The sequence below is a fragment of the Pantoea sp. SORGH_AS_0659 genome, from assembly GCF_031453915.1.
GTDB classification, from domain to species: domain Bacteria; phylum Pseudomonadota; class Gammaproteobacteria; order Enterobacterales; family Enterobacteriaceae; genus Pantoea; species Pantoea leporis.
This window is the reverse complement of record NZ_JAVJAK010000001.1, coordinates 194,866-217,730: the sequence shown is the minus strand read 5'-3', so window position 1 is coordinate 217,730 and position 22,865 is coordinate 194,866. Positions and strand designations below refer to the sequence as shown.

The following is a 22,865-nucleotide window of genomic DNA, read 5'->3' as shown; positions in this document are numbered from 1 at the left end:
GGTGCTGGTTGCTCCCAGATGGTGCTGGCTGCCCCCAGATCGTGCTGGCTGTCCCCATCCCGGCCTTCCCCCGCTTGCGGGGGAAGGAGATGCTGCCACATGCAGCTTTATCACTAACATGTGGCAGCATCTTCCTCCCCCATTTATGGGGGAGGACCGAGGAGGGGGACAGCGAGCACATTCGTGGGGTGCAGCAAGCACATTCGTAGGGGGACAGCGAGCCCCCAACCCCACCCAACCTTTACTTAAACGTCGCCTGATTAAACAGGAAGTTACCATCCGGCAGCATCGACACACCGCTCAGCGTGCTGCGTTTGCCGACCAGGTTGTCTGGCGTGCCGAGGAACGCTACCGGTGCCTCTTTCCACAACACTTTCTGCGCTTCGGCGTAGGCTTCACCACGCTTGGCCGGATCGGCGGTGGCTAAGCCACCGGCAATCGCTTTGTCGGCTTCGGCGTTGCTGAAGTACGAAACGTTATACGAGGTCGGCACCCAGGATTCGGTGGCGTAGAGTGGACGCAAGGCCCAATCGGCATCACCGGTTGAGGTCGACCAGCCGCCGTAGTAGAGATCAAATTCCGCCTGTTTCGGGTCCTTCACGCCCCACAGTTTGGCGTTGCGCGTGCCGGAATCCATCGGCGTGACCGTGGCACGAATGCCCACCGTTGCCAGCTGCGCTTTTAACACCTGCGCGGCACGCACGCTGGCGGTGGCGTTGGTGACCCACAGTTTGAGATCGAGGCCATTCGGATAACCGGCGGCCTTCAGCAGCGCTTTGGCTTCATCTGGCGCATAGCGATAGTTAGGCGCGCTCTGCTTCTGGTAGAACTGCACGCCTTCCGGAATCGCCGAACTGGCCGGTTTACCCATGCCGGCAAACGCCACTTTCAGCCACAGATCGCGGTCAATGGCGTAGTTGATCGCCTGCCGCACGCGCACATCATTCAGCGGTTTGTGCTGAGTGTTGATCGCCATGTAATAGAGATAAATGCTCGGATCGCGCTGCACCGCCAGTTTGCTGTCGCTCTGCACGGTGGCGATCAGATCGGATGGCAGCGGCCAGATCGCATCCACCTGGCCCGACTTCAGCGCCGCAACGCGCGTGGCATCTTCCGGGCTGGGCGAGAAGATCACGTTATCCACTTTCGGCCAGCCTTTTTGCCAGTAGCCGTCGTATTTCGCCAGCGTCACCGCTTTGCCCGGCTGCCACGTTACAAACTTGAACGGGCCGGTGCCGACCGGATGCAGACGCAGCTGCGCTTCTTCCGGATACTGCTTGAGAATCGCCGGGCTCCACATCACCGCCGACGGATGCGCCAGCGTGTTAATGAAGGCACCAAACGATTGGTTCAGATCGATTTTCACCTGATCCGGCGCCAGCACCGTTACCTTGGCAATCATCTTGTAAAGGCTGTTGCGCTTGAGGCCTTTGCTCTGGTCGGCAAGGCGATCGAGGTTGGCTTTCACCGCTTCAGCATCGAACGGCGTGCCGTCCTGGAAGGTCACGTCTTTACGCAGCGTCAGGGTAAATTCGGTGGCGCTATCGTTGCTGGTGTAGCTGGTGGCGAGCCACGGCTGCAGCTTCATCTTTGCATCGAACTGGAACAGACGCTCGAAGATGCCGCTCTGCACCGAGTAGCTGACGTTATCGGAGGTATCGTGCGGATCGAGGCCGGTGATATCGGCATACATCGAAATGCGCAGATCCTGCGCCTGAGCGGCGGCGGCCAGCGAGAGGGTCAATCCCAGCGCAAGCGCAGTACGGCGAAAAATCGGATTCATGAAATCTCCTGGTATTGAGGGTTAGCGCGAAACAAAGTCAGCGACCCAGTGTTGCGGAGCAACCTGGCGATAACGCGGTTTAATGACCGTTTCTCCCACCTTGCGCAGCGGCGAAGGAATTTCGCCCTCTTCGAAAGTGCGGGGTTGCCGGTTCTGGGGATCGGCCACCGGCACCGAGGCCAGCAGACGTTGGGTATAAGGATGTTGTGGCTGGTTGAACACCGATTGGCGCGGGCCCAGCTCAACAATCTGGCCGAGATACATCACCGCCACGCGGTTAGCGATACGTTCCACCACCGCCATGTCGTGCGAGATAAAAATCCACGCCACGCCGGTTTGCTGTTGCAGATCCATCATCAGGTTCACCACCTGCGCCTGAATTGAGACGTCCAGCGCCGAGACGGCTTCGTCGGCGATGATCACTTTGGGTTTCAACGCCATGGCGCGCGCAATCGCAATACGCTGGCGCTGGCCGCCGGAAAATTCGTGCGGATAGCGCCGCGCATGTTCCGGCAATAAGCCCACGCTTTTCAGCAACGCATCAACCTGCGGCGACGCTTCTTCCAGCGATTTCACCCTGCCGTGCAGCAGCAGCGGTTCGGCAATGGTGAAGCCGACAGTGAGACGTGGATTGAGCGAGGCGTAAGGATCCTGAAACACCATCTGGATTTCACGGCGCAGCGGCTGGAACTGCGCTTCTTTCAGGTTGGCGATTTCATTGCCCTGGAAATGGATGCTGTCGGCGTCGCTGTTAATCAGCCGCATCAGCGCGCGGCCGGTAGTGGATTTACCGCAGCCGCTTTCGCCGACAATCGCCAGGGTTTCGCCCGGCCACAGGCTGAAGTCGATCTGCTCCACCGCGTGCACCTGATGGGTGAGCGCCGAGAAAATCCCGCTGCGAATCGGGTAATACACTTTCAGGCCACGCACGTCCAGCAGCGGCGTTTCGTCATAGCGCGCGGTGCGCTGCTCGCTGTTATCGCTGGCATTGCTGCCCAACAGCGGAAAACGCTGCGGCCATGCGTGTTCACGCATATCGCCAAGTTTCGGCACCGCCGCCAGTAACGCTTTGGTGTAAGGATGCTGCGGCGCGTTAAAGATGTCGCTGACTGTGCCCTGCTCAACCACTTCGCCACGCAGCATCACCACCACGCGATCGGCGATTTCTGCCACCACGCCCATGTCGTGAGTAATGAACAGCACCGCCATCTGCTTCTCGCGTTGCAGGTCGCGCAGGATATGCAGAATGCGCGCCTGCACCGTGACATCCAGCGCGGTGGTCGGCTCATCGGCGATTAAAAGTTGCGGATCGCAGGCCAGCGCCTGCGCAATCATCACGCGCTGGCGCATGCCGCCCGACAGCGAATGCGGATAGCTTTTCATTACGCGGTCCACATCGGCGATGCGCACCTGGCGCAGTAATTCACGTGCGCGCGAGTCGGCCTGACTTTTATCGCAAATCTGATGGTCACGCAGCGCTTCAGTCAGCTGATCGCCGACGCGCAGCACCGGATTGAGTGAGGTCATCGGCTCCTGAAATATCATCGCCATTTCGCGACCACGCAAAGCACGGCGCTGGGTTTCATTCAGCGTGGCAAGCTGATGCACGTGGCCCTGACGATCGCGGAACTGCATGCTGCCGCGATCGATACGCCCGGATGCGGCTAGCAAGCCCATCACCGCCAGCGAGGTGACCGATTTACCCGAGCCACTTTCGCCCACCACGGCGACAATTTCGCCCTGATGAATGTTAAAACTGATGCCCTTCAACGCCTGATTTTCGCCGCTGCGGCCGCGAAAACTGACGCTGAGATCCTGAATCGCGAGCACCGGTTCTGAACCGGCAACGCTGGCGGCGTTGGATGTGAGTAAAGTGTCCGTCATCATTGCTCCGCATGCGGGTTACAGCCAGATTTGGCCTTGAGCGTAAGAAAGGAAGGGCGAGCTATCGGCGGCCAGCCAAATGGGGCCATCGAGATCGACATGTTCAGCGGCAATCGCCACCGGCAGCGCCGCTTCCATCGCCAGTGAAGAACCGAGCATGCAGCCGACCATCAACCGCATATCGTGCTTCTGCGCCTCTTCCACCATCGCCAGCGCTTCGGTCAAACCGCCGCACTTATCCAGCTTGATGTTGATCATCTCGTAGCGATTGCGCAGCGGCGCGATGTCCTCGCGGGTGTGGCAGCTCTCGTCGGCACACACCGGAATCGGGTGTGTGAAGCGCTGCAACGCCTGATCCTGACCCGCCGGCAGCGGCTGCTCGACCATCGCGATGTTAAAACTCGCCAGCGCGTTGAACAGGCTGGGCAAATCCACGCCCGACCAGGCTTCATTGGCATCAATGATTAAGGTGGCGCGCGGCGCGGCCTGACGAATCGCGGCGACTTTCTCCAGAATGTCGTCGCGATTAAGTTTGATTTTCAGCAGGATGGCGCCGCGTGATACCGCATCGGCAGCGGCGGCAGCCATGTTTTCGATGGAGTCGAGGCTGAGGGTTTCGGCGGTGATCACCGATGGCGGCTGACGACGCTCGCACTGTTGCCACAGCGTGTGCTTCGCCAGCGCGGCATCGAGACGCCACAGTGCGCAGTCCAGCGCATTTCGCGCTGAACCCGCTGATAAACGGCTTTGCAGATCGAGGCGGCTCAGGCCCGCTTCCATGTCGGCGCGCAGCGCTTCCAGTTCGGCGTTGACGCTTTCTGGCGTTTCATCGTAGCGCGGCGTTGGCGTACATTCGCCGCGGCCAATAAAGCCGTTCTGCTCCAGCGTCACGCGAATCACCGTGACTGCGGTGCGCGTACCGCGTGAGATGGCGAACGGACGCGCCAGCGGCAGCTCCAGCACTTCAATCTGCATGCGCCGCATGTTAGCCACGCTCCTGCAGCAGCGCGGCGATATCCGCAATGCCAAAACGCACCGGATCGGTGGCAGGCACGCCGAATTCGGCGCTGATCTCTGCACAATAGGCGCGCGCTTCGTCTTCGCTGTAGTTCGAGGTGTTAATGGCGAAACCGGCCAGCTGAACCGCGTCGCTGGTAACGTGCGCTGCGCGCAGGTTGGCTTCAACGCAATCTTTCAGGCTGACCATTGGCTGATGCGGCAGATGACGCATATGCGGACGCCCCATTTCATGGCACATCACCAGCCAGTGCGGCTGCGCACCGTGGATCAGGCCCATGCTGACGCCAGCATAGGAAGGATGGAACAGCGAACCCTGACCTTCAACGATATCCCAGTGATCGGCGTCATTGGCTGGCGACAGCGCTTCGACTGCGCCGGCGATGAAGTCGGCAATCACTGCATCAATCGCGATACCTTCGCCCGCGACCAAAATACCGGTCTGGCCGGTGGCGCGGAAATCAGCTTGCATGCCGCGTTCACGCATCGCGGCTTCCAGCGCCAGCGAGGTGTACATCTTGCCTACCGAGCAATCGGTGCCGACAGTAAGTACACGCTTACCTGTGCGCTTTTTACCGCTGCCGACGTCCAGTTTTGGACGCATGTGGCGCAGGTCGAACAGCTCAACGCCGAACTCTTTGGCCAACGCCACCAGCTCCGGCTCATCCACCAGACGATGGTGCAAACCGCTGGCCACGTTCATCCCGGCAGAGAGGGCGCTTTTTACCGTGTCGAGCCAATGCGTGGGCAAGTAACCGCCGGCATTGGCGGTGCCGAGCACCAGGGTTTTGGCACCGCGCGCTTTGGCAGCGGCGATGTCGAGGACGTCGAGGCCAAGCGTGACGGTGCAGCCCGGCAGTTTGATTTCGCCAACGCACTGCTCTGGACGCCAGACGTGAATGCCGCGTGCGGTTTTAGCGGCCAGTGGATCGGTTACATCGCCGAGGAAGAGTAAATAAGGTTGTGGGATCAGCATGATGTTTCTCGTTTCAGACGGTTTATAGGGCCTGAATCGACTATTTCACGCAGAAGATGGGGTGACGAATGCTTGTTTAGTGGCGGGGTATAACGTGCGGCTATAGCCAGATCGAAATCTAATGGGTGAGGAGATTTATCAGCGAGTTAGAGGAAAAATGGGGAGATTAGCGGCTGAAGAGATAAGAAAATCGTTGATAACCACAGGTCGATCCCTGACCGCGATTATCGAGGGTATCTGGCGGAATGCTTAGTTTAAAGCACCCGGCGGTACGTGTTTGAAAGTCTCGACATAAGAACGGAACACGTAGCGGAAAAAGCGTTTCATAAAGCACCTGGTTCAAAAATTGTTGAAGAAATACGCAAAAAGTATAGCCGCTGAGCGTTTTTACCGCAATTATTTTTGAAGTAGATCACAGAATTGGGGGTTGGTGCGGGTGTGAAGAAGAGGTCGCCATGAATGGCGCAACGACAACGTGGTTAGTTAAACCAGCCTAAATGCTCGCTTAAAATGGTGCAGCCAATGCTGATCAGCACTACTCCGCCCAACACTTCCGCCCATTTGCCCATCACCGGGCCGATAAAGCGTCCAACCAATACGCCGGTGGTTGCCATGATAGTGGTCGCCGCGCCGATGGTGACGGCGGTCATGATGATGTTCACCTGCAGGAACGCCAGGCCAACACCGACGGCCAGCGCATCAAGACTGGTGGCGACGGCGGTTAACGCCAGCACCATAAAACCATGACGCTGCGGCGCTTCGCACGGCTCGTCAGCGGTTTGACGAAAACCTTCCATCATCATACGGCCGCCCAGCATGGTTAACAGCACGAATGCCACCCAATGATCCCACGCCATGATGTAGCGGCTGGCCGCGAGGCCAATTGCCCAGCCAATCAGCGGCGTCAACATTTCGATAACGCCGAAAATCAGGCCGGTTCGCAGTGCCTCTTTGAAACCTGGGCGATGCAGCGACGCGCCTTTGCCCAGTGCTGCGGCGAAAGCGTCCATCGACATGCCAAAGGCCAAAATCAGGGTTGCGATAAATGTCATGGGTTTTCAATCAATGCCGCGGAACCGGCGCTAAAGCCGCTACTTGTCCGCATTTATTGTTCAGTAATGAAAAAGTGCGCGCAGTCTAACACGCAAAAACGTCAAAAAAAAGACAGTAAAATCAGGGATTTAAGTATAGCAAAGGCTATAACTCTTAACTTCCGCTATTTTTGACGCTAAGTGAATGGAATAGAAGAAATTTCTGAGCGCGAGCCGGCGCCGGGATTGCACCGTAGCGCGGTTTTATGCGCTAATGCCCGCGCTAACTGATTTGGACAATGACCATGAATAACCCATTCGAAACGCTGATCATCCCAGGCGGCATTCTGCTGCTAGGCTTTCTTTCCGCCCTGCTGCTGCCCGCGCCTTCATTTGGTATTGAGCTGGCAAAACAATTGCAGGAAAGCCTGCATCTGATGGATGTTAATCAGCTGTATACCATCGTCTTTAGTTTGTGGTTTTTGCTGCTGGGCGCGATCGAGTTTTTCGTCATTCGCTTCCTGTGGCGCCGCCGATCGCGCTGATCGTTTTTCCGGCAAGGTGATGCATTTTTCTTCTGGCAGCTTTACTCGGCCAGACCTCAATTCATCACCACAAAAATGTAACATTACTTTTACACGACATGGCGAAATATTGCGCAACATAAAATCCGCATAAATAATCAATTTAGTTAAAACATATATTTTTCAACACATTAAAATGTGATGCATATCACCCGCCGTTTTCACCCCCTTCAAAACCCCTCACAATAGCGTAACAACTGCATTACTCTAACCGTCTGATTAAGAGATAAAAATCCCTTATGACCGCGAGGTTGAGCTGATTAATTCTTATGCTGAATCATTTCCGCCTTTAAAAAATAAACAAACGTTTAATTCCGATACGAGAATGTTATATTCGAATGCATATGCATAACGTGCAGTTAACCGTTATCGTCCCCGTGACTTATACCTGAGTCTTAACCTTTGAGAGATAGCGCCACGCGCTCGAAAGAAGCGCGGCTATTTCGCCTGCGAACCTGTTGAGCTTCAGGTCAACAGAGAGAGGAGATGTCGCCTCATGAGTACTACTGCGGTAAATCTGGCGCTCGCCGCCGCTTCAATGGAAAGTGCAAACCTTCAGGAACGAAAAGACGTCGACGTACTGCTGATTGGCGCAGGCGTGATGAGTGCGACTTTGGGCGCATGGCTGCAAGATCTCGAGCCTGACTGGTCAGTTGAGATGGTTGAACGTCTTGATGATGTGGCCGTTGAATCCTCTAATGGCTGGAACAACGCCGGAACCGGTCACGCCGCGCTGGCGGAGCTCAACTATACGCCGCAGAAGGCGGATGGCAGCATCGACATCGCCAAAGCGGTCGCGATTAACGAATCGTTCCAGATTTCGCGTCAATTCTGGGCGTATCACGTGCAGAAAGGCAACCTGCGCAATCCCAAAAGCTTTATCCACAGTACGCCGCACATGAGTTTCGTCTGGGGCGACGATAACGTTGAATTCCTGCGCAAGCGTTTCAATGCGCTGCAGAAAAGCACCCTTTTCCGTGGCATGAATTACTCTGAAGACCGCGATCAAATCACCGAGTGGATTCCGCTGGTGATGAACGGCCGCGACAGCAAACAGAAAGTGGCGGCGACCTGGACCGAAATGGGTACCGACGTGAACTTCGGTGAAGTAACGCGCCAGCTGATTGCCTCTTTAGAGAAGAAAGCCAATTTCCGCCTGCGTCTGCGCCAGGAAGTGCGTGATATCAAACGCCTGAGCGACGGTCGCTGGCAGGTCACGCTGCATAATCTGGCCAGCGGTGAAAATCGTGTGCTGACCACGCGCCAGCTGTTTATCGGTGCCGGCGGTGCGGCGTTGCCGCTGCTGCAGAAATCCGGCATTCCGGAAGTGAAAGGCTACGCCGGTTTCCCGGTGGGCGGTTCATTCCTGGTGACGGAAAATCCTGACGTGGTGAAACAGCATATGGCGAAGGTGTATGGCAAAGCCAGCGTCGGCGCACCGCCGATGTCGGTGCCGCACGTCGATACCCGCGTGCTGGATGGCAAGCAGGTGCTGCTGTTTGGGCCGTTTGCTACCTTCTCAACCAAATTCCTCAAAGAGGGTTCGCTGCTGGATATGTTCGGCGCGATGAACACCAGCAACCTCAAGCCGATGGTGCAGGTTGGCCTGAAGAGCTTCGACCTGGTGAAATATCTGGTTGATCAGGTGTTGCAAAGCGACAGCGATCGTATGGAAGCGTTGCGCGCTTACGTGCCGCAGGCGAAGCAGGAAGATTGGCGTTTAGTCACTGCCGGCCAGCGCGTGCAAATCATCAAGAACGATGACGCTGAAGGTGGCGTGCTGCGTCTTGGCACTGAAGTGGTGACTTCGGAAGATGGCACCATTTCCGCCCTGCTGGGTGCCTCACCGGGCGCCTCCACCGCCGCACCGATTATGCTCGAGCTGATGGCGAAAGCCTTCCCGGAACAGATGCGTTCACCGGAGTGGCAGACCAAAATCCGCATGGTGATCCCATCGTGGGGCCGCAAGCTGAACGGCGACGTCGCACTGACCGAGAAAGTGCTGGCCGATACCAGCCGCGTGCTGCAACTCGACTATGAACCGGTGATTACACCTGATGCCGCCAACGATGAAGCGCGCGAAACCGCGCACGTGGTGGGCAAGTAACAAGGTAGTATCAGATGTTGGCAAGATGAGAGGCCGCGAAAGCGGCCTCTTTTTTATGCCTAAGGCAAGAAATGTCCCAAATTGGGATTCAGGTTTGTTATAGTCCCAAAACGGGATTAAGATGCGCTGCATGAGAATCATATCGGTAAGGTCATTAAGGGAGTTTATGACGGCGAACCCCGACTCTTCGCAGCCGTTGAGAGCCTGGATTGATGAAGCACAGAAGGCCGACTGGTCAAGCCCGGCAGATATTAAGGAACAATACCGCCACGCCAGCATCCTTAAAGGCAGCCGAGTGGTATTCAATATCAAAGGAAACGATTATCGACTGATAGCGGCCATTGCGTATCCACAGAAGCTGATATTTATAAAGTTTATCGGCACACATCGGGAATATGACGCGATTGACGCTAATACGGTGGAGCAACGCTAATGACATTAACCATTAAACCTATTCATTCCGAACAGGATTACGAAGCGGCTCTTGAAGCTATTTCGCCGCTCTTTGAACATGTGCCCGAGCTCGGCACACCAGAGAGCGATTATATGATTGTGATGAGCATGCTAATTGAGGCATGGGAAAAAAAGCATTATCCCATTGAGGCTGCCGATCCGATTGAAGCCATCAAGTTCCGGATGGAACAACAAGGGCTTACTGCCAAGGATTTGGAGCCCGCAATTGGCCGCCGCAATCGCGTTTATGAAGTGCTCAATGGCAAACGTTCATTGTCACTGGAAATGATCCGTAATCTGCATAAGCAGTTTGGAATTCCATTAGAGAGCCTGGTCGGATTGTAAGGCGAACGGGTTGCCATTAATGGCAACCCGGAAAGTGCAAAGTGCGCATTTTTGCGCACCGAAGTATCTAGCTCAGAAGCACCGCGTCGTACAACATCCACACTGTTGTCGCCACCAGCGAAAGCGCCATCAAACTGTTAAACGCCTGACGTTTCCACGCGACCTGCAGATGGCTGCGAAGGCGATCGCCCAGCGCTGCCCAAATCAAAATGCACGGCAGATTCAGTGCGGCGAATCCCAACAGCACCGTCAGCACGCCGTTACTGTTGGCGTACATCAGCGCCACGTTGGTGACCATCAACCAGGCCTTGGGATTAACCGCCTGGAAACAGATGCCGCCAATTAGCGTCATGGGACGCGGGCGTTCACGCAGTTGCGGCGCGCCAGCGCGGAAAATCTTCCACGAAAGCCACAGCAGATAGCTACAGCCGACTACCGTCAACGGCAGGCGAATCGCGCCCATCCAGTGCAGCAGCGCATCCAGCGCCACGCTCGCCAGTAGCATCTGTATTGCGCAGCCTAGCAGGATGCCAAACAGCATCGGCAGCGTGCGTTTAAAGCCAAAGTTAACACCCGACGTTGCCAGCAGCAGGTTATTTGGACCCGGCGTGATCGACATCACGGTGACGTAGCTGAAGAATGATGGATCGAGCATGATGCGCTTCCTGAAGAATCAATGATGCCTTCATGCTAATGCGTATGTTGCAATGGAAACAGAGACACAAAACCACTATTGTAATGGGTACAGTTGTTTCAAAAATGAATTGTACCCATCGCGCGCGGAGGCTTTTGTGTCCCTTCCACTCTCATCCGGTCAAACGCTGTATCAGCAGTTGGTCGATAGCTTTGCCGAGTCGATACATCAGGGCACGCTGAAGCCGGGTAAACGGCTGCCGGCGATACGCCGCGTGGCACAATCGCATCAGGTGAGTATCAATACCGTGCTCAATGCATGGCAAATCCTCGAAGATCGCGGCCTGATTGAATCGCGGCCGCAGTCGGGTTATTACGTGCGTGGCGTGCTGCCCGCCGTGACGCGTTCAGTAAAACCGCTACCGGCAAAAATCAACGATCCCAGCGCGCAGAAGCTGGAGCTGATTGAGCAAGTGTTCGCGGCGCAAAATAATCCCGATTACACCAATATCTCATTAGCCTGTCCGCAGGATGGCACCTTCTATCCGGCGGCGCGGATCGGGCGAATTACTGCGTCGATTTTGCGCCAGAATCCCGACATTATCGGACGCTATGCGCTTCCACCCGGTAGTGAGCGCTTACGGGAGGAGATTGCGCGTCGTGCCCTGCACAACGGCATCAACTTGCCGCCGCAGGCGATCACACTGACGCACGGCTGCATGGAAGCACTCCAGCTGGCGCTGCGCGCGGTGACTAAACCCGGCGATTGCATTGGTTTGGAGTCGCCGACCTATTTCTTCCTGTTCCCGCTGCTGGCGTCGCTGGGGCTGAAAGCGCTGGAAATTCCTACCGATCCGCAGCAGGGATTGTCGCTGGATGCGCTGGAGATGCTGCTGCAGGAGAAGCGGGTTCAGGCGGTGATCGCCATGCCCGGCGCGCAGAACCCGCTGGGATATGTGATGCCGCTGGAGAATAAAAAGCGGCTGGCGAAGTTAGTGAACACTTACTACGTTCCACTGCTGGAAGATGGTTTGTACGACGAATTGCAGTTTGAGTGGCCGCTGTCGCCGCCGGTAAAGGCGTTTGATAGCGAGGGTTGGGTGATTTACTGCACCAGCTTTACCAAAACCGTGGCGCCTGATTTCCGCGTCGGCTGGACTGCTGCCGGGCGTTTTCATGACGCTATCGCTCACCTCAAAGCGGTGTCTTCGATGGCGGAATCACGCTTGTTAAGTGAAACCCTGGCCGAATTTCTTGCCAGCGGCGGCTACGATCATCATCTGCGCACGCTGCGTCGGCGCTATGCCGCCAATCTGGATGCGGCGCGCGGGATTCTGGCACGCCACTTTCCGCAGGGCACGCGCGCGACCCTGCCGCACGGCGGGTTTGTTTTTTGGGTCGAACTGCCGGGGAATATTGATACCGTAGAGATGTTTCATCGTCTGCTGCAGGAGCAAATCTGTGTGACGCCGGGCGCGCTCTACTCCCTGAGCGATCGTTACAAACATGCGTTGCGCCTCTCCTGCTGCTACCCGTTTGATGAACGTTATACGTGGGCGCTGCAGCGCACCGGCGCGCTGGCCTGTGAAATGACAGGCCTCGCGCCGGGACAGGATCAGGGTTTGCCGTTGCGGCCCCAGGTGGTGTAAGGCTCGCGCTCGGTCAGGCGTTCGTAATAAGTCTGCACCGCCGGGAAGTCAGGGTGTTCCAGCGGGGTTTCAAACCAGCGGTTCACCGCCAGCCCAACCGGAATATCGGCCAGCGAGAAATTGCGGCCTGCGACATAGCGCCCGGTTTTCTCCAGATGCTGGTTGAGTATGTTCATGGTGTGCGTCCAGCCTTTCACCGCCGCCGCCAGCAAGCGGGGATCCTGATGCGCCGGCGAGTTGCGCACCAGCGACATAAATGCGTAACGCCAGGACGTGTTAAGTTCGGTGGCTTGCCAATCCATCCACTGATCAACTGGCGCGCGCGCGCGGGGATTGTCGGGATAGAGCCATTCGCCGCCATTGCTGTTGGCGAGATAGCGCAGAATAGCGTTGGATTCCCACAGCACGAAGTCGTCCTCGATTATTACCGGGACCATGGCGTTGGGATTGAGTGCCATAAACTCTTTCGAGTGCAGCGATTGTGGATCATCGCCCCAGGGTTCTAATTCGTACGCAATATCGAGTTCTGCGCACAGCCACAGAACTTTTCGCACGTTTATTGATGAAGTACGGCCAAGAACTTTTAACATTGCGGACTCCGATTCCAGAATTCTTAATCTATTCATAGCCCTGTTGCTGGCCTTTCGCAATCAGCAGGATGTAAATCCCGATTTCAGACAACCTCAACGAGGAAGGAGTGACAATGAAGGTCGCATTTAAACAGGTGGACGTGTTTACCTCATCGGCGTTTAAAGGTAATCCGCTGGCGGTGATCATGGATGCACAGGGATTGAGTGACGCGCAGCTGACGGCGATTGCGCGCTGGACCAATCTGTCGGAAACCACCTTTGTGCTGCCGCCACAGGATGCGGCGGCCGATTACCGCGTACGCATTTTTACCGTCGAAGGTGAACTGCCTTTTGCCGGGCATCCGACGTTAGGCACCGCGCATGCGCTGCTGGAAGCCGGTTGGCCGCTGAAAACGCCGGGCGAAATCGTGCAGGAGTGCGGCGTTGGTCTGGTTGAGGTGAAAATCAGCGATGACGGTGCGCTGGCGTTTGCCGCGCCTGCCGCCACATTAACGCCGTTCAGTGATGCGCTGATGAGCAGCGCGCTGAACAGTGAATGCTTCGATCTCAGCCAAATGCCGACCATCGTTGATATGGGTATTCGCTGGCTGCTGATTCCGATGAGTAGCGCGCAAGCGGTGCTGGATGTGGTGCCGTCAGCAGCCGATTTACACCGTTTACATCAGCATGCTGAGGTTAACGGTACGGCAATTTTTGGTGCGTTACCGTCGGGCGAAAACGAGCAGTATGAAGTGCGCGCATTGCTGGTTGAGAACGGCAGCTTGACTGAGGATCCGGTGACCGGCAGCGCCAACGCCTGTCTGGCACGCTATTTCGAGGCTAACAAGCAAACCCGGGATTATCGGGCACGTCAGGGCAGCGCGATTCAGCGGGAAGGTCGCATTCAGGTGAGTTTTAGCGATAAAGCGATCTGGATTGGTGGCCAAACCGTGACGGTGATTGACGGGACGATTGAGCTGTAATTGTAATCTGCACCATCCGTAGCGGCGCAATTTATTGCGCAATAAATTGCGCCGCTACGAATATGTGCATCAGTTTATATTTTTACAGACCTTGGCCGCCTGAGGCTTCAATGCGCTGTGCGGTGATCCAGCCGGTTTCATCGCTGAGGATCGCGCTGATGGCATCGCCGATATCATCCGGCAAACCAACGCGGCCCAGTGCGGTGACGGAAGCGATATGGTCGTTGAGATCTTTGGTATCACGCACGCGGCCGCCGCCGAAGTCAGTTTCAATCGCGCCTGGCGCCAGAATGTTGACGCGGATGTGGCGCTCGCCTAACTCTTTGGCCTGATAGCGTGTTAGCACTTCCATCGCGCCTTTAATTGAGGCGTACGTGCCTGAACCCGGCAGCGTCAAACGGGTTAACCCGCTGGAGATATTCAGGATGCGTCCACCATCAACGATCAGCGGCAGCAGTTTTTGCGTCAGGAAGAACGGCCCTTTGAAGTGCACATTCACCAGCGCGTCAAACTCATCTTCGCTGGTCTCTGCGAACAGCTTGTAGTGACCGTGACCGGCGTTGTTCACTAAATAATCAAAGTTGTCACACTGCCAGGTTTTCTGCAGCGCTTCTTTAACCTGCGCCACGAAGCCGTCGAACGTACTGGTGTCGCCCACATCCAGTTGCAACGCCACCGCACGCGCGCCCAGCGCTTCAATCTCCTGCACAACCGCCTGCGCTTCTTCCGCGTGACCGCGATAGGTAAACAGGATATCGGTGCCTTTGGCAGCCAGTTTCAGCGCCCCATTCTTGCCTAAACCGCGATTTCCGCCGGTAATCAATGCAATTTTATGACTCATGTTTCGCTCCAGTTGGAAAATTGAACACGTGTTAAGGATATTCGTGAATAATTGATCTATAAACGCAGAGGAATACGCAGCACTGTTTCACTAACAACAACAATCGGTGAACAACATGGATAAAATTCACGCTATGCAGGTTTTTGTGCGGGTGGCAGAAATGGGCAGTTTTACCCGTGCGGCAGAAAGCTTAGGTTTACCGAAAGGCAGCGTATCCCGCCAGCTGCAGGCGCTGGAGAATCAAATGGGGACGCGCCTGCTGCATCGCACCACGCGACGTGTGCATCTGACGCAGGACGGCCTGGTTTATTACGATCGCTGCCTCGATTTACTATCGATGCTCGACGACATGGACAGCCTGTTCCAGCACGATCCCGGCACCTTAAGCGGCAAATTGCGCGTGGACATGTCGGTGGCGATGGCGACCGGCTTTGTGCTGCCACGATTGCCGGAGTTTTTGCAGCACTATCCCGGTCTGGAAATTGAGTTGAGCAGCAGCGATCGTCAGGTTGATGTGATTCGCGAAGGATTTGACTGCGTAGTGCGCGTTGGCGAGCTGAAAGATTCCGGGCTGATTGCGCGGAAAATCGGCTCGCACGCCTTGATCAACTGCGCCAGCCCCGGCTACCTTTCCCGCTTCGGCATGCCGGTGCGGCTGGAAGATCTGTCGCAACACGCGATGGTGCATTACACCCAGCAGCTGGGACAACCTTCATTGGGCTTTGAATATTTTGATGGCAAACAGTGTCATTACGTTCAAACCGGCGGCGTAGTGACGGTAAACAGCACCGAAACCTATCGCGCCGCCTGCATGGCCGGGCTCGGCATTATTCAGGTGCCGGCGATTGGCGTGCAGCCGCTGCTGGAATCGGGGCAACTGGTTGAAGTGCTGCATCACTTCCCGGCGAAACCGATGCCGATCTCGCTGCTTTATCCGCATCGCCGCAACGTGGCGCGCCGCGTGCGAGTGTTTATGGAATGGCTCAGCCAAGTCCTGCAGGAATATGTAACTTAGCAGACTATAATTGTATTTTCGCAGTGAACAGGATGACTATCGTCTATGACGGACAAAACCCCTAAACAGACTGCGGCCGAGGCAGAAGCCAAGCCGCTGATTGATATTAAAACCGGCAATAAAACCGTGGATGGCTCGATTCAGAATGTGTCGCGCTTCGCTGCCTGGTTCCAGGCGATTCCGGCGGTGGCGCACTTTATGCGCGCGCTGGAACGCTTCAACGATCGTCTCGGTAGCCAGTTTGGCGCGGCGATCACTTACTTTTCCTTTCTCTCTCTGATACCGATTTTGATGGTCTCCTTTGCGGCAGTCGGCTTTGTGCTGGCGTCGAATCAGGATTTGCTCACCGAGTTGATCAACAAAATCGTTAACAGCATCAGCGATCCGACGCTGGCCACCACGCTGAAAAATACGGTGAATACCGCGATTCAGCAGCGTGCCACAGTGGGATTAACCGGTTTGCTGCTGGCGCTCTACTCCGGCATTAACTGGATGGGCAACCTGCGTGAAGCGGTGCGCGCGCAGTCACGCGACGTGTGGGAACGCACGCCAGACGATCAGGAGAAATTCTGGAAGAAGTACGCGCGCGATCTGATTTCGCTGTTGGGTTTGATGTTTGCGCTGGTGATTACGCTGTCGCTGACCTCGATTGCCGGCGCGGCGCAGGCAGCGATCGTTAACGCGCTGGGGCTGGAAGACATTGAGTGGCTGCGTCCAGCGATGACGGTGATTGCGTTATCCATCTCTATCCTGGCTAACTATCTGCTGTTCCTGTGGATCTTCTGGATTTTACCGCGCCACAAGCCGCGTAAAAAAGCGCTGTTCCGCGGCACCCTGCTGGCGGCGATTGGCTTTGAGGTGATCAAGTTTGTAATGACGCTGACGCTGCCGAAGCTGGCAAGCTCGCCGTCGGGCGCGGCCTTTGGTTCAGTACTCGGCTTAATGGCGTTCTTCTACTTCTTTGCGCGTTTGACGCTGTTCTGCGCCGCGTGGATCGCCACCGCCAAATACAAAGATGATAAAGAGATGCCGCAGCCGCATCAGGCTAAATAAGCTAACGAGGTTGTTACAATTGTCGTACTAGCTAAAAATGTCTCCTGCTGGCTACTTTTTCAGCAAAAACCAGCAGGAAACGCTAAAGGGTCACTTTAATTTGGCCCTTTTGCAGAGATTCCCGCCAAAAAAGTGACACTTCCCGTTCCCATCCGCCATTGATCGCAGCAACTCAGAAATTATCCACTTATTCGCCGAAAAAGCCCGGTCTGACGCGGTTTTTCGCCATTGAATGCCGCAAACCAGGTGCGTAAGATTCTCTGTCTACATTTACAATTAAGAAACACTTATGCAAGCCTCCATCACAGAAACACTCGACAAAAAACACGACGACACGCCGGTCAATTCACGTGGCAAAGTGGTTGTGGCATCGCTTGTCGGCACCGCCATTGAGTTCTTCGATTTCTATATCTATGCCACCGCTGCGGTGATTATTTTCCCGCACATCTTCTTCCCGCAGGGCGATCCGACCGTGGCCACGTTGCAGTCGCTGGCGACCTTCGCGATCGCCTTCGTGGCGCGTCCTATCGGTTCTGCCGTGTTTGGACACTTTGGCGACCGCGTTGGCCGTAAAGCCACCTTGGTGGCATCGCTGCTGACCATGGGCGTCTCGACGGTGCTGATTGGTTTACTGCCAGGTTATGAAACCATTGGCGTGGCAGCGCCGCTGCTGCTGGCGCTGGCGCGTTTTGGTCAGGGTCTTGGTCTTGGTGGCGAATGGGGCGGCGCGGCGCTGCTGGCGACCGAAAATGCCCCGGCGAAGAAACGTGCGCTTTATGGTTCGTTCCCACAGCTCGGCGCGCCGATTGGCTTCTTCTTCGCTAACGGCACGTTCCTGCTGCTTTCATGGTTGCTGACCGACGAGCAGTTCATGAACTGGGGCTGGCGCGTGCCATTTATTCTCTCTGCGGTGCTGGTGTTAATTGGCCTGTATGTGCGCGTTTCGCTGCATGAAAGCCCGGTATTCGCCAAAGTGCAGAAAGAGAACAAACAGGTGAAAATGCCGATCGGCACGCTGCTGAGTAAGCATCTGACCGCCACCATTCTCGGCACCTTCATCATGCTCGCCACTTACACGCTGTTCTACATCATGACCGTGTATTCGATGAGTTACGGCACTGCACCCGCACCGGCTGGCCTTGGCTATTCGCGTAACAGCTTCCTGTGGATGCTGATGGTGGCGGTGATTGGTTTTGGTGTGATGGTGCCGATTGCCGGTCTGCTGGCCGATCGCTTTGGTCGTCGTAAAACCATGATCACCATTACGTTGATGATTATCGCCTTTGCATTGATGTTCCCAATGCTGCTGGGTTCCGGTTCTCAGGTGCTGGTAATGGGCTTCCTGATCCTTGGTCTGAGCATTATGGGCCTGACGTTTGGTCCGATGGGCGCGCTGCTGCCAGAGCTGTTCCCAACGGAAGTGCGTTATACCGGCGCATCGTTCTCTTACAACCTATCGTCGATTCTTGGTGCCTCGGTAGCGCCTTATATCGCCACCTGGCTGAACGCCCATTACGGTTTGCAGGCGGTGGGTTTCTATCTGGCTTCGATGGCGGTGTTGACGTTGATCGCGCTGATTGCCTGTAAAGAGACGCGAAATCAGACGCTGTATGAAGCGGTGTGATTGAGCTGACTGTACTTTGTACGTGCTTGCTGTCCCCCATCCCGGCCTTCCCCCGCTAGCGGGGGAAGGAGACGCTGCCACATGCAGCTTCAGAACTAACATATGGCAGCATCTTCCTCCCCCATTCATGGGGGAGGACCGAGGAGGGGGACACCGAGCACATACCTAGAGCAACAGCGAGCACCAATAACAAAAAACCCCGGCAAGCCGGGGTTTTTTATTGTGCTGAAAACTGTGTCGCGCGTGGCTTAGCCAGCGACAGCGATACGTTTCATATCGGTCATGTAGCCACGCAGTTTGCGGCCTACAGATTCGATTGGGTGCTGACGAACGGCTTCGTTGACGTCACGCAGCTGCGCGTTATCCACCTGCGTACCTTCAACTGCTTTGCCCAAATCGCCCGGCTGCAGCGTGGTCATGAACTCTTTCAGCAGGGGAACTGCCGCGAAGGAGAACAGGTAGTTACCGTATTCTGCGGTATCCGAGATAACCACGTTCATTTCATACAGACGCTTACGTGCGATGGTGTTAGCAATCAGCGGCAGCTCGTGCAGTGATTCGTAGTAAGCCGACTCTTCGATGATGCCCGCGTCAACCATGGTTTCGAATGCCAGCTCAACGCCGGCTTTCACCATCGCAACCATCACGACGCCTTTGTCGTAATATTCCTGCTCTTCGATTTTGCCATCAAACTGCGGAGCGTTTTCGAATGCCGTTGCGCCGGTCTCTTCACGCCAGGTCAGCAGATTTTTGTCGTCGTTAGCCCAGTCAGCCATCATGCCTGAAGAGAATTCGCCAGAGATGATGTCATCCATGTGCTTCTGGAACAGCGGAGCCATGATGGTTTTCAGCTGCTCAGACAACGCATAAGCACGGATTTTTGCCGGATTAGACAGGCGATCCATCATCAGCGTGATGCCGCCAAACTTCAGTGATTCGGTGATGGTTTCCCAGCCGAACTGAATCAGTTTTTCGGTGTAAGCCGCGTCGTGACCTTCAGCCACCAGCTTGTCGAAGCACAGCAGAGAACCGGCCTGCAGCATACCGCACAGGATGGTCTGCTCGCCCATCAGGTCAGATTTCACTTCCGCAACGAAGGAAGATTCCAGCACGCCTGCACGGTCGCCGCCGGTCGCTGCTGCCCAGGCTTTAGCAATCGCCATGCCTTCGCCTTTCGGATCGTTTTCCGGGTGAACGGCAATCAGCGTAGGTACACCGAAACCACGCTTGTACTCTTCACGTACTTCCGTACCCGGGCACTTCGGTGCCACCATCACGACGGTGATATCTTTACGGATGGTTTCACCCACTTCAACGATGTTGAAACCGTGTGAGTAACCCAGCGCAGCGCCATCTTTCATCAGCGGCTGAACAGCCTGAACGACCGCAGAGTGCTGCTTGTCTGGCGTCAGGTTAACCACCAGATCGGCCTGTGGGATCAGCTCTTCGTAAGTACCCACTTTGAAGCCGTTATCGGTCGCTTTGCGGAAAGAGGCACGCTTCTCAGCAATCGCTTCAGCACGCAGGGCATACGCCACGTCCAGACCAGAATCACGCATGTTCAGACCCTGGTTCAGACCCTGAGCGCCACAGCCAACGATGACCACTTTCTTGCCTTTCAGGAAGCTAGCACCATCAGCGAATTCGTCACGTGACATGAAACGACATTTGCCCAGCTGCGCTAACTGGTTGCGCAGATTCAATGTGTTGAAGTAATTAGCCATGGGTACTCCGGTTAGATGTTGTGTTTGTTTTTGTTCAGTAACGACGTTGTCTCTTACGCCGCGAATGACCCCATCATATGACAGGAATTCCGTTGCTTAAATTGATATATTAGCAAGGTGACATTGCATAATTTGCAATATAACCTTGAGGCGATACGCGCATGGATTTACGAGACCTGAAACTCTTCCTTCATCTGGCTGAAAGCTGCCACTTTGGCCGCACCGCGCGTGCCATGCACGTCAGCCCTTCAACTCTTTCGCGCCAGATTCAGCGCCTGGAAGAGGATGTCGGTCACGCGTTGTTCCTGCGTGATAACCGCACCGTCACGCTCACCGAAGCCGGTGAGCGCCTGCGCCAGTTTGCGCAGCAGACGTTGCTGCAGTATCAGCAGTTACGCCATGTGATGGATCTTAACGGCCCGTCGCTGAGCGGCGAACTGCGCCTGTTCTGCTCGGTAACCGCCGCTTACAGCCATCTGCCGCCGATTCTTGATCGCTTTCGCGCTGAACATCCGCAGGTAGAGATCAAACTCACCACCGGTGATGCCGCCGATGCGATTGAGATGGTGCAGTCCGGCGACGCCGATCTCGCCATTGCCGGTCGCCCAGAATCGCTGCCGGCCAGCATAGATTTTACGCCACTGGGCCTGATTCCGCTGGTGCTGATCGCCCCGGCGCTGCCTTGCCCGGTGCGCAATCAGGCGACGCAGGAGCAACCCGATTGGGCGCAAATTCCGTTTATCCTCCCGGAACAAGGACCTGCACGCCGCGGCATCGATTTATGGTTCCGCCGCCAGCGCATTCCCAATCCGCAGATTTATGCCACGGTTTCCGGTCATGAGGCGATTGTGTCAATGGTGGCGCTGGGATGTGGTATTGCGCTGCTGCCGGATGTGGTGCTGGAGAACAGCCCGGAACCGGTGCGCAATCGCGTGTTAACGCTGGAGAATGTGGAGTCTGTCGCACCGCTGGAACTCGGCGTTTGCGTACAAAAAAAGCGGCTCGGAGAGCCGCTTATCAATGCGTTCTGGCACCAGCTGTAATCACTGCCCGGCGAGGAAGAAACGGAACGCCGGGTTGCTCGCTTCGTCATGCCATTCGTAACCCAACGCGGTGAGATGGGTTTCGAAATCCGGTTCCTGATCGTTGGCTTCAAATGCCGCCAGCACGCGGCCATAATCGGTGCCGTGGCTGCGATAATGGAACAGCGAGATATTCCAGTGCGCACCCAACGTCTGCAGGAACTTCAGCAGCGCACCCGGTGCTTCCGGGAATTCAAAGCTAAACAGGCGTTCGCGCAGCGGCTTGGATGGACGTCCGCCCACCATGTAGCGCACGTGCAGCTTGGCCATTTCGTCATCCGACAGATCCACCACGTGATAACCGGCTTCGCTCAGTTGGCTGATGATCTCACTGCGTTCCTCCAGCCCGCGCGTTAAGCGCACGCCGACGAAAATGCAGGCGTTATCCGCATCCGCGTAACGATAGTTGAACTCGGTGATGGAGCGCCCGCCGATGGTCTGACAGAACTTGAGAAAACTGCCCTGCTGTTCTGGAATGGTGACCGCCAGCAGCGCTTCACGCTGTTCGCCCAGTTCGCAACGCTCGGAGACATAGCGCAAGCCGTGGAAGTTGACGTTGGCACCCGACAACACGTGCGCCAGGCGCTCGCCTTTGATGTCGTGCAGCTGGATGTACTTCTTCATGCCCGCCAGCGCCAGCGCGCCAGAAGGTTCCGCCACGGCACGCACATCTTCGAACAGATCTTTCACCGCCGCGCAAATCGCATCGCTATCCACCGTAATGATGTCATCGAGATACTCCTGACATAGACGGAAGGTTTCGCTGCCGATGCGTTTGACCGCTACGCCTTCCGCAAACAAGCCGACACGCGCTAAATCCACCGGCTCACCTGCTTCCAGCGCGGCCTTCAGGCAGGCTGAATCTTCCGATTCCACGGCAATCACTTTGATTTGCGGCATCAGCTGCTTGATCAGCACCGCGACACCCGCCGCCAGACCACCGCCGCCGACCGGCACGAAGACGCGATCGAGATGCGCGTCCTGCTGCAGCAACTCCATCGCCAGCGTGCCCTGCCCGGCGATCACCGCCGGATGATCAAACGGAGGAACGAAGGTGTAACCCTGCTGCTCTGCCAGCTCAATCGCTTTGGCTTTCGCCTCGTCGAAGTTGGCACCAAACAGATAAGCCTCACCGCCAAATGCGCGTACTGCATCAACCTTGATGTCTGCCGTGGCCAGCGGCATCACAATCAGTGATTTGATACCCAGCGTGCTGGCCGAGAGCGCCACGCCCTGCGCATGGTTACCGGCCGAAGCCGTGACCACGCCGCGCGCTTTTTGCTCTTCGTTCAGCCCGGCAATCATCGCGTAAGCCCCGCGCAGCTTGAAGCTGTGCACAGGCTGACGATCTTCACGCTTCACCAGAATGGTGTTGCCAAGACGCGATGAAATTTTTTCCATTTTTTGCAGCGGCGTCACCTGGGCAATTTCATACACCGGTGAACGCAGCACTGCGCGCAAATACTCCGCGCCGTTTGGCGTCGCGGAGAGCGGTTGAGACTCAGCCATCGG

20 protein-coding genes are annotated in these 22,865 nt (G+C 56.1%); 10 read left to right on the top strand and 10 right to left on the bottom strand.

What is annotated here, in order from left to right:
* Nucleotides 1–241: 241 nt before the first annotated feature.
* The 5 genes from Q3H59_RS01080 to mntP all read right to left on the bottom strand — a co-directional run bounded on the left by Q3H59_RS01080 (nt 242) and on the right by mntP (nt 6,712).
* The gene (locus Q3H59_RS01080; protein ID WP_101762769.1) at nt 242–1,783 is read right to left on the bottom strand and encodes a glutathione ABC transporter substrate-binding protein; all 1,542 of its coding nucleotides are present in this window, start codon (nt 1,781–1,783) and stop codon (nt 242–244) included.
* Between the two features lie 21 nt (nt 1,784–1,804).
* Nucleotides 1,805–3,667, bottom strand: a complete 1,863-nt coding sequence (locus Q3H59_RS01075) for an ABC transporter ATP-binding protein (protein ID WP_309832702.1) — start codon at nt 3,665–3,667, stop codon at nt 1,805–1,807.
* An 18-nt stretch (nt 3,668–3,685) separates the two neighbouring features.
* Nucleotides 3,686–4,651: an N-acetyl-D-Glu racemase DgcA gene (dgcA, locus tag Q3H59_RS01070; protein ID WP_217549813.1), complete on the bottom strand. Its 966-nt coding sequence runs from the start codon at nt 4,649–4,651 to the stop codon at nt 3,686–3,688.
* A 1-nt stretch (nt 4,652) separates the two neighbouring features.
* Nucleotides 4,653–5,660 (bottom strand): N-acetyltransferase DgcN, encoded by a 1,008-nt coding sequence (dgcN, locus tag Q3H59_RS01065; protein ID WP_110867708.1) that lies wholly within the window; start codon nt 5,658–5,660, stop codon nt 4,653–4,655.
* A 479-nt stretch (nt 5,661–6,139) separates the two neighbouring features.
* Entirely contained in the window at nt 6,140–6,712 is a 573-nt protein-coding gene (gene mntP / locus Q3H59_RS01060) for a manganese efflux pump MntP (RefSeq protein WP_309832697.1), read from the bottom strand.
* 284 nt (nt 6,713–6,996) lie between these two features.
* On the opposite strand from mntP, the gene Q3H59_RS01055 reads away from it, so the two are divergent.
* From Q3H59_RS01055 to Q3H59_RS01040, 4 genes are all read left to right on the top strand, one after another.
* Entirely contained in the window at nt 6,997–7,236 is a 240-nt protein-coding gene (locus Q3H59_RS01055) for a DUF1158 domain-containing protein (RefSeq protein WP_007891898.1), read from the top strand.
* A gap of 535 nt (nt 7,237–7,771) precedes the next feature.
* A complete protein-coding gene (mqo, locus tag Q3H59_RS01050) occupies nt 7,772–9,382 on the top strand; it encodes a malate dehydrogenase (quinone) (RefSeq protein WP_309832693.1) in 1,611 nt (536 codons plus the stop codon).
* Nucleotides 9,383–9,512: 130 nt separating this feature from the next.
* Entirely contained in the window at nt 9,513–9,815 is a 303-nt protein-coding gene (locus Q3H59_RS01045) for a type II toxin-antitoxin system HigB family toxin (RefSeq protein ID WP_036621935.1), read from the top strand.
* On the top strand, nt 9,815–10,180 hold the full coding sequence (locus tag Q3H59_RS01040) for a type II toxin-antitoxin system HigA family antitoxin (RefSeq protein WP_192415454.1): 366 nt from the start codon (nt 9,815–9,817) through the stop codon (nt 10,178–10,180). Before Q3H59_RS01045 ends, Q3H59_RS01040 begins: the two co-directional genes overlap by 1 nt.
* 67 nt (nt 10,181–10,247) lie before the next feature.
* On the opposite strand, the gene Q3H59_RS01035 is transcribed toward Q3H59_RS01040, so the two are convergent.
* A complete protein-coding gene (locus Q3H59_RS01035; RefSeq protein ID WP_176972553.1) occupies nt 10,248–10,835 on the bottom strand; it encodes a LysE family translocator in 588 nt (195 codons plus the stop codon).
* A gap of 136 nt (nt 10,836–10,971) precedes the next feature.
* Here Q3H59_RS01035 and Q3H59_RS01030 point away from each other — a divergent pair, with 136 nt between their 5' ends.
* Nucleotides 10,972–12,462: a PLP-dependent aminotransferase family protein gene (locus Q3H59_RS01030; RefSeq protein WP_309832685.1), complete on the top strand. Its 1,491-nt coding sequence runs from the start codon at nt 10,972–10,974 to the stop codon at nt 12,460–12,462.
* On the opposite strand, the gene Q3H59_RS01025 is transcribed toward Q3H59_RS01030, so the two are convergent.
* Nucleotides 12,429–13,052, bottom strand: a complete 624-nt coding sequence (locus Q3H59_RS01025) for a glutathione S-transferase family protein (protein ID WP_101762777.1) — start codon at nt 13,050–13,052, stop codon at nt 12,429–12,431. The genes Q3H59_RS01030 and Q3H59_RS01025 overlap by 34 nt on opposite strands.
* A gap of 113 nt (nt 13,053–13,165) precedes the next feature.
* Here Q3H59_RS01025 and Q3H59_RS01020 point away from each other — a divergent pair, with 113 nt between their 5' ends.
* On the top strand, nt 13,166–14,014 hold the full coding sequence (locus Q3H59_RS01020; protein ID WP_309832683.1) for a PhzF family phenazine biosynthesis protein: 849 nt from the start codon (nt 13,166–13,168) through the stop codon (nt 14,012–14,014).
* Between the two features lie 82 nt (nt 14,015–14,096).
* Here Q3H59_RS01020 and Q3H59_RS01015 read toward each other — a convergent pair whose 3' ends face one another.
* On the bottom strand, nt 14,097–14,855 hold the full coding sequence (locus Q3H59_RS01015) for an SDR family oxidoreductase (protein WP_309832681.1): 759 nt from the start codon (nt 14,853–14,855) through the stop codon (nt 14,097–14,099).
* A 115-nt stretch (nt 14,856–14,970) separates the two neighbouring features.
* Between Q3H59_RS01015 and Q3H59_RS01010 the strand changes: the two genes are divergently transcribed.
* From Q3H59_RS01010 to Q3H59_RS01000, 3 genes are all read left to right on the top strand, one after another.
* On the top strand, nt 14,971–15,870 hold the full coding sequence (locus tag Q3H59_RS01010) for a LysR family transcriptional regulator (protein ID WP_101762793.1): 900 nt from the start codon (nt 14,971–14,973) through the stop codon (nt 15,868–15,870).
* A 45-nt stretch (nt 15,871–15,915) separates the two neighbouring features.
* Nucleotides 15,916–16,923 carry an inner membrane protein YhjD gene (gene yhjD / locus Q3H59_RS01005; RefSeq protein WP_110867713.1) on the top strand — a complete coding sequence of 336 codons (1,008 nt, stop codon included), beginning with the start codon at nt 15,916–15,918 and terminating at the stop codon, nt 16,921–16,923.
* A 289-nt stretch (nt 16,924–17,212) separates the two neighbouring features.
* Nucleotides 17,213–18,547, top strand: coding sequence for an MFS transporter (locus Q3H59_RS01000; RefSeq protein ID WP_101762781.1), 1,335 nt, complete (start codon nt 17,213–17,215; stop codon nt 18,545–18,547).
* Between the two features lie 248 nt (nt 18,548–18,795).
* On the opposite strand, the gene ilvC is transcribed toward Q3H59_RS01000, so the two are convergent.
* Nucleotides 18,796–20,271, bottom strand: coding sequence for a ketol-acid reductoisomerase (gene ilvC, locus Q3H59_RS00995; protein ID WP_008106632.1), 1,476 nt, complete (start codon nt 20,269–20,271; stop codon nt 18,796–18,798).
* 161 nt (nt 20,272–20,432) lie between these two features.
* Here ilvC and ilvY point away from each other — a divergent pair, with 161 nt between their 5' ends.
* The gene (gene ilvY, locus Q3H59_RS00990) at nt 20,433–21,314 is read left to right on the top strand and encodes an HTH-type transcriptional activator IlvY (protein WP_008106630.1); all 882 of its coding nucleotides are present in this window, start codon (nt 20,433–20,435) and stop codon (nt 21,312–21,314) included.
* Here ilvY and ilvA read toward each other — a convergent pair whose 3' ends face one another.
* Nucleotides 21,315–22,862, bottom strand: coding sequence for a threonine ammonia-lyase, biosynthetic (ilvA, locus tag Q3H59_RS00985; protein ID WP_222235027.1), 1,548 nt, complete (start codon nt 22,860–22,862; stop codon nt 21,315–21,317). It abuts the gene before it with no gap.
* Nucleotides 22,863–22,865 lie beyond the last annotated feature (3 nt).

Bases quoted from the DNA above. Each gene is read 5' to 3' on its own strand.
- Q3H59_RS01015 (WP_309832681.1), bottom strand. From the start codon at position 14,855: ATGAGTCATAAAATTGCATTGATTACCGGCGGAAATCGCGGTTTAGGC.
- Q3H59_RS01075 (WP_309832702.1), bottom strand. From the start codon at position 3,667: ATGACGGACACTTTACTCACATCCAACGCCGCCAGCGTTGCCGGTTCA.
- Q3H59_RS01010 (WP_101762793.1), top strand. From the start codon at position 14,971: ATGGATAAAATTCACGCTATGCAGGTTTTTGTGCGGGTGGCAGAAATG.
- mqo (WP_309832693.1), top strand. From the start codon at position 7,772: ATGAGTACTACTGCGGTAAATCTGGCGCTCGCCGCCGCTTCAATGGAA.
- dgcA (WP_217549813.1), bottom strand. From the start codon at position 4,651: ATGCGGCGCATGCAGATTGAAGTGCTGGAGCTGCCGCTGGCGCGTCCG.
- ilvY (WP_008106630.1), top strand. From the start codon at position 20,433: ATGGATTTACGAGACCTGAAACTCTTCCTTCATCTGGCTGAAAGCTGC.
- dgcN (WP_110867708.1), bottom strand. From the start codon at position 5,660: ATGCTGATCCCACAACCTTATTTACTCTTCCTCGGCGATGTAACCGAT.
- Q3H59_RS01080 (WP_101762769.1), bottom strand. From the start codon at position 1,783: ATGAATCCGATTTTTCGCCGTACTGCGCTTGCGCTGGGATTGACCCTC.
- Q3H59_RS01040 (WP_192415454.1), top strand. From the start codon at position 9,815: ATGACATTAACCATTAAACCTATTCATTCCGAACAGGATTACGAAGCG.
- Q3H59_RS01020 (WP_309832683.1), top strand. From the start codon at position 13,166: ATGAAGGTCGCATTTAAACAGGTGGACGTGTTTACCTCATCGGCGTTT.
- Q3H59_RS01025 (WP_101762777.1), bottom strand. From the start codon at position 13,052: ATGTTAAAAGTTCTTGGCCGTACTTCATCAATAAACGTGCGAAAAGTT.
- mntP (WP_309832697.1), bottom strand. From the start codon at position 6,712: ATGACATTTATCGCAACCCTGATTTTGGCCTTTGGCATGTCGATGGAC.
- Q3H59_RS01000 (WP_101762781.1), top strand. From the start codon at position 17,213: ATGCAAGCCTCCATCACAGAAACACTCGACAAAAAACACGACGACACG.
- ilvA (WP_222235027.1), bottom strand. From the start codon at position 22,862: ATGGCTGAGTCTCAACCGCTCTCCGCGACGCCAAACGGCGCGGAGTAT.
- ilvC (WP_008106632.1), bottom strand. From the start codon at position 20,271: ATGGCTAATTACTTCAACACATTGAATCTGCGCAACCAGTTAGCGCAG.
- Q3H59_RS01035 (WP_176972553.1), bottom strand. From the start codon at position 10,835: ATGCTCGATCCATCATTCTTCAGCTACGTCACCGTGATGTCGATCACG.
- yhjD (WP_110867713.1), top strand. From the start codon at position 15,916: ATGACGGACAAAACCCCTAAACAGACTGCGGCCGAGGCAGAAGCCAAG.
- Q3H59_RS01055 (WP_007891898.1), top strand. From the start codon at position 6,997: ATGAATAACCCATTCGAAACGCTGATCATCCCAGGCGGCATTCTGCTG.
- Q3H59_RS01045 (WP_036621935.1), top strand. From the start codon at position 9,513: ATGAGAATCATATCGGTAAGGTCATTAAGGGAGTTTATGACGGCGAAC.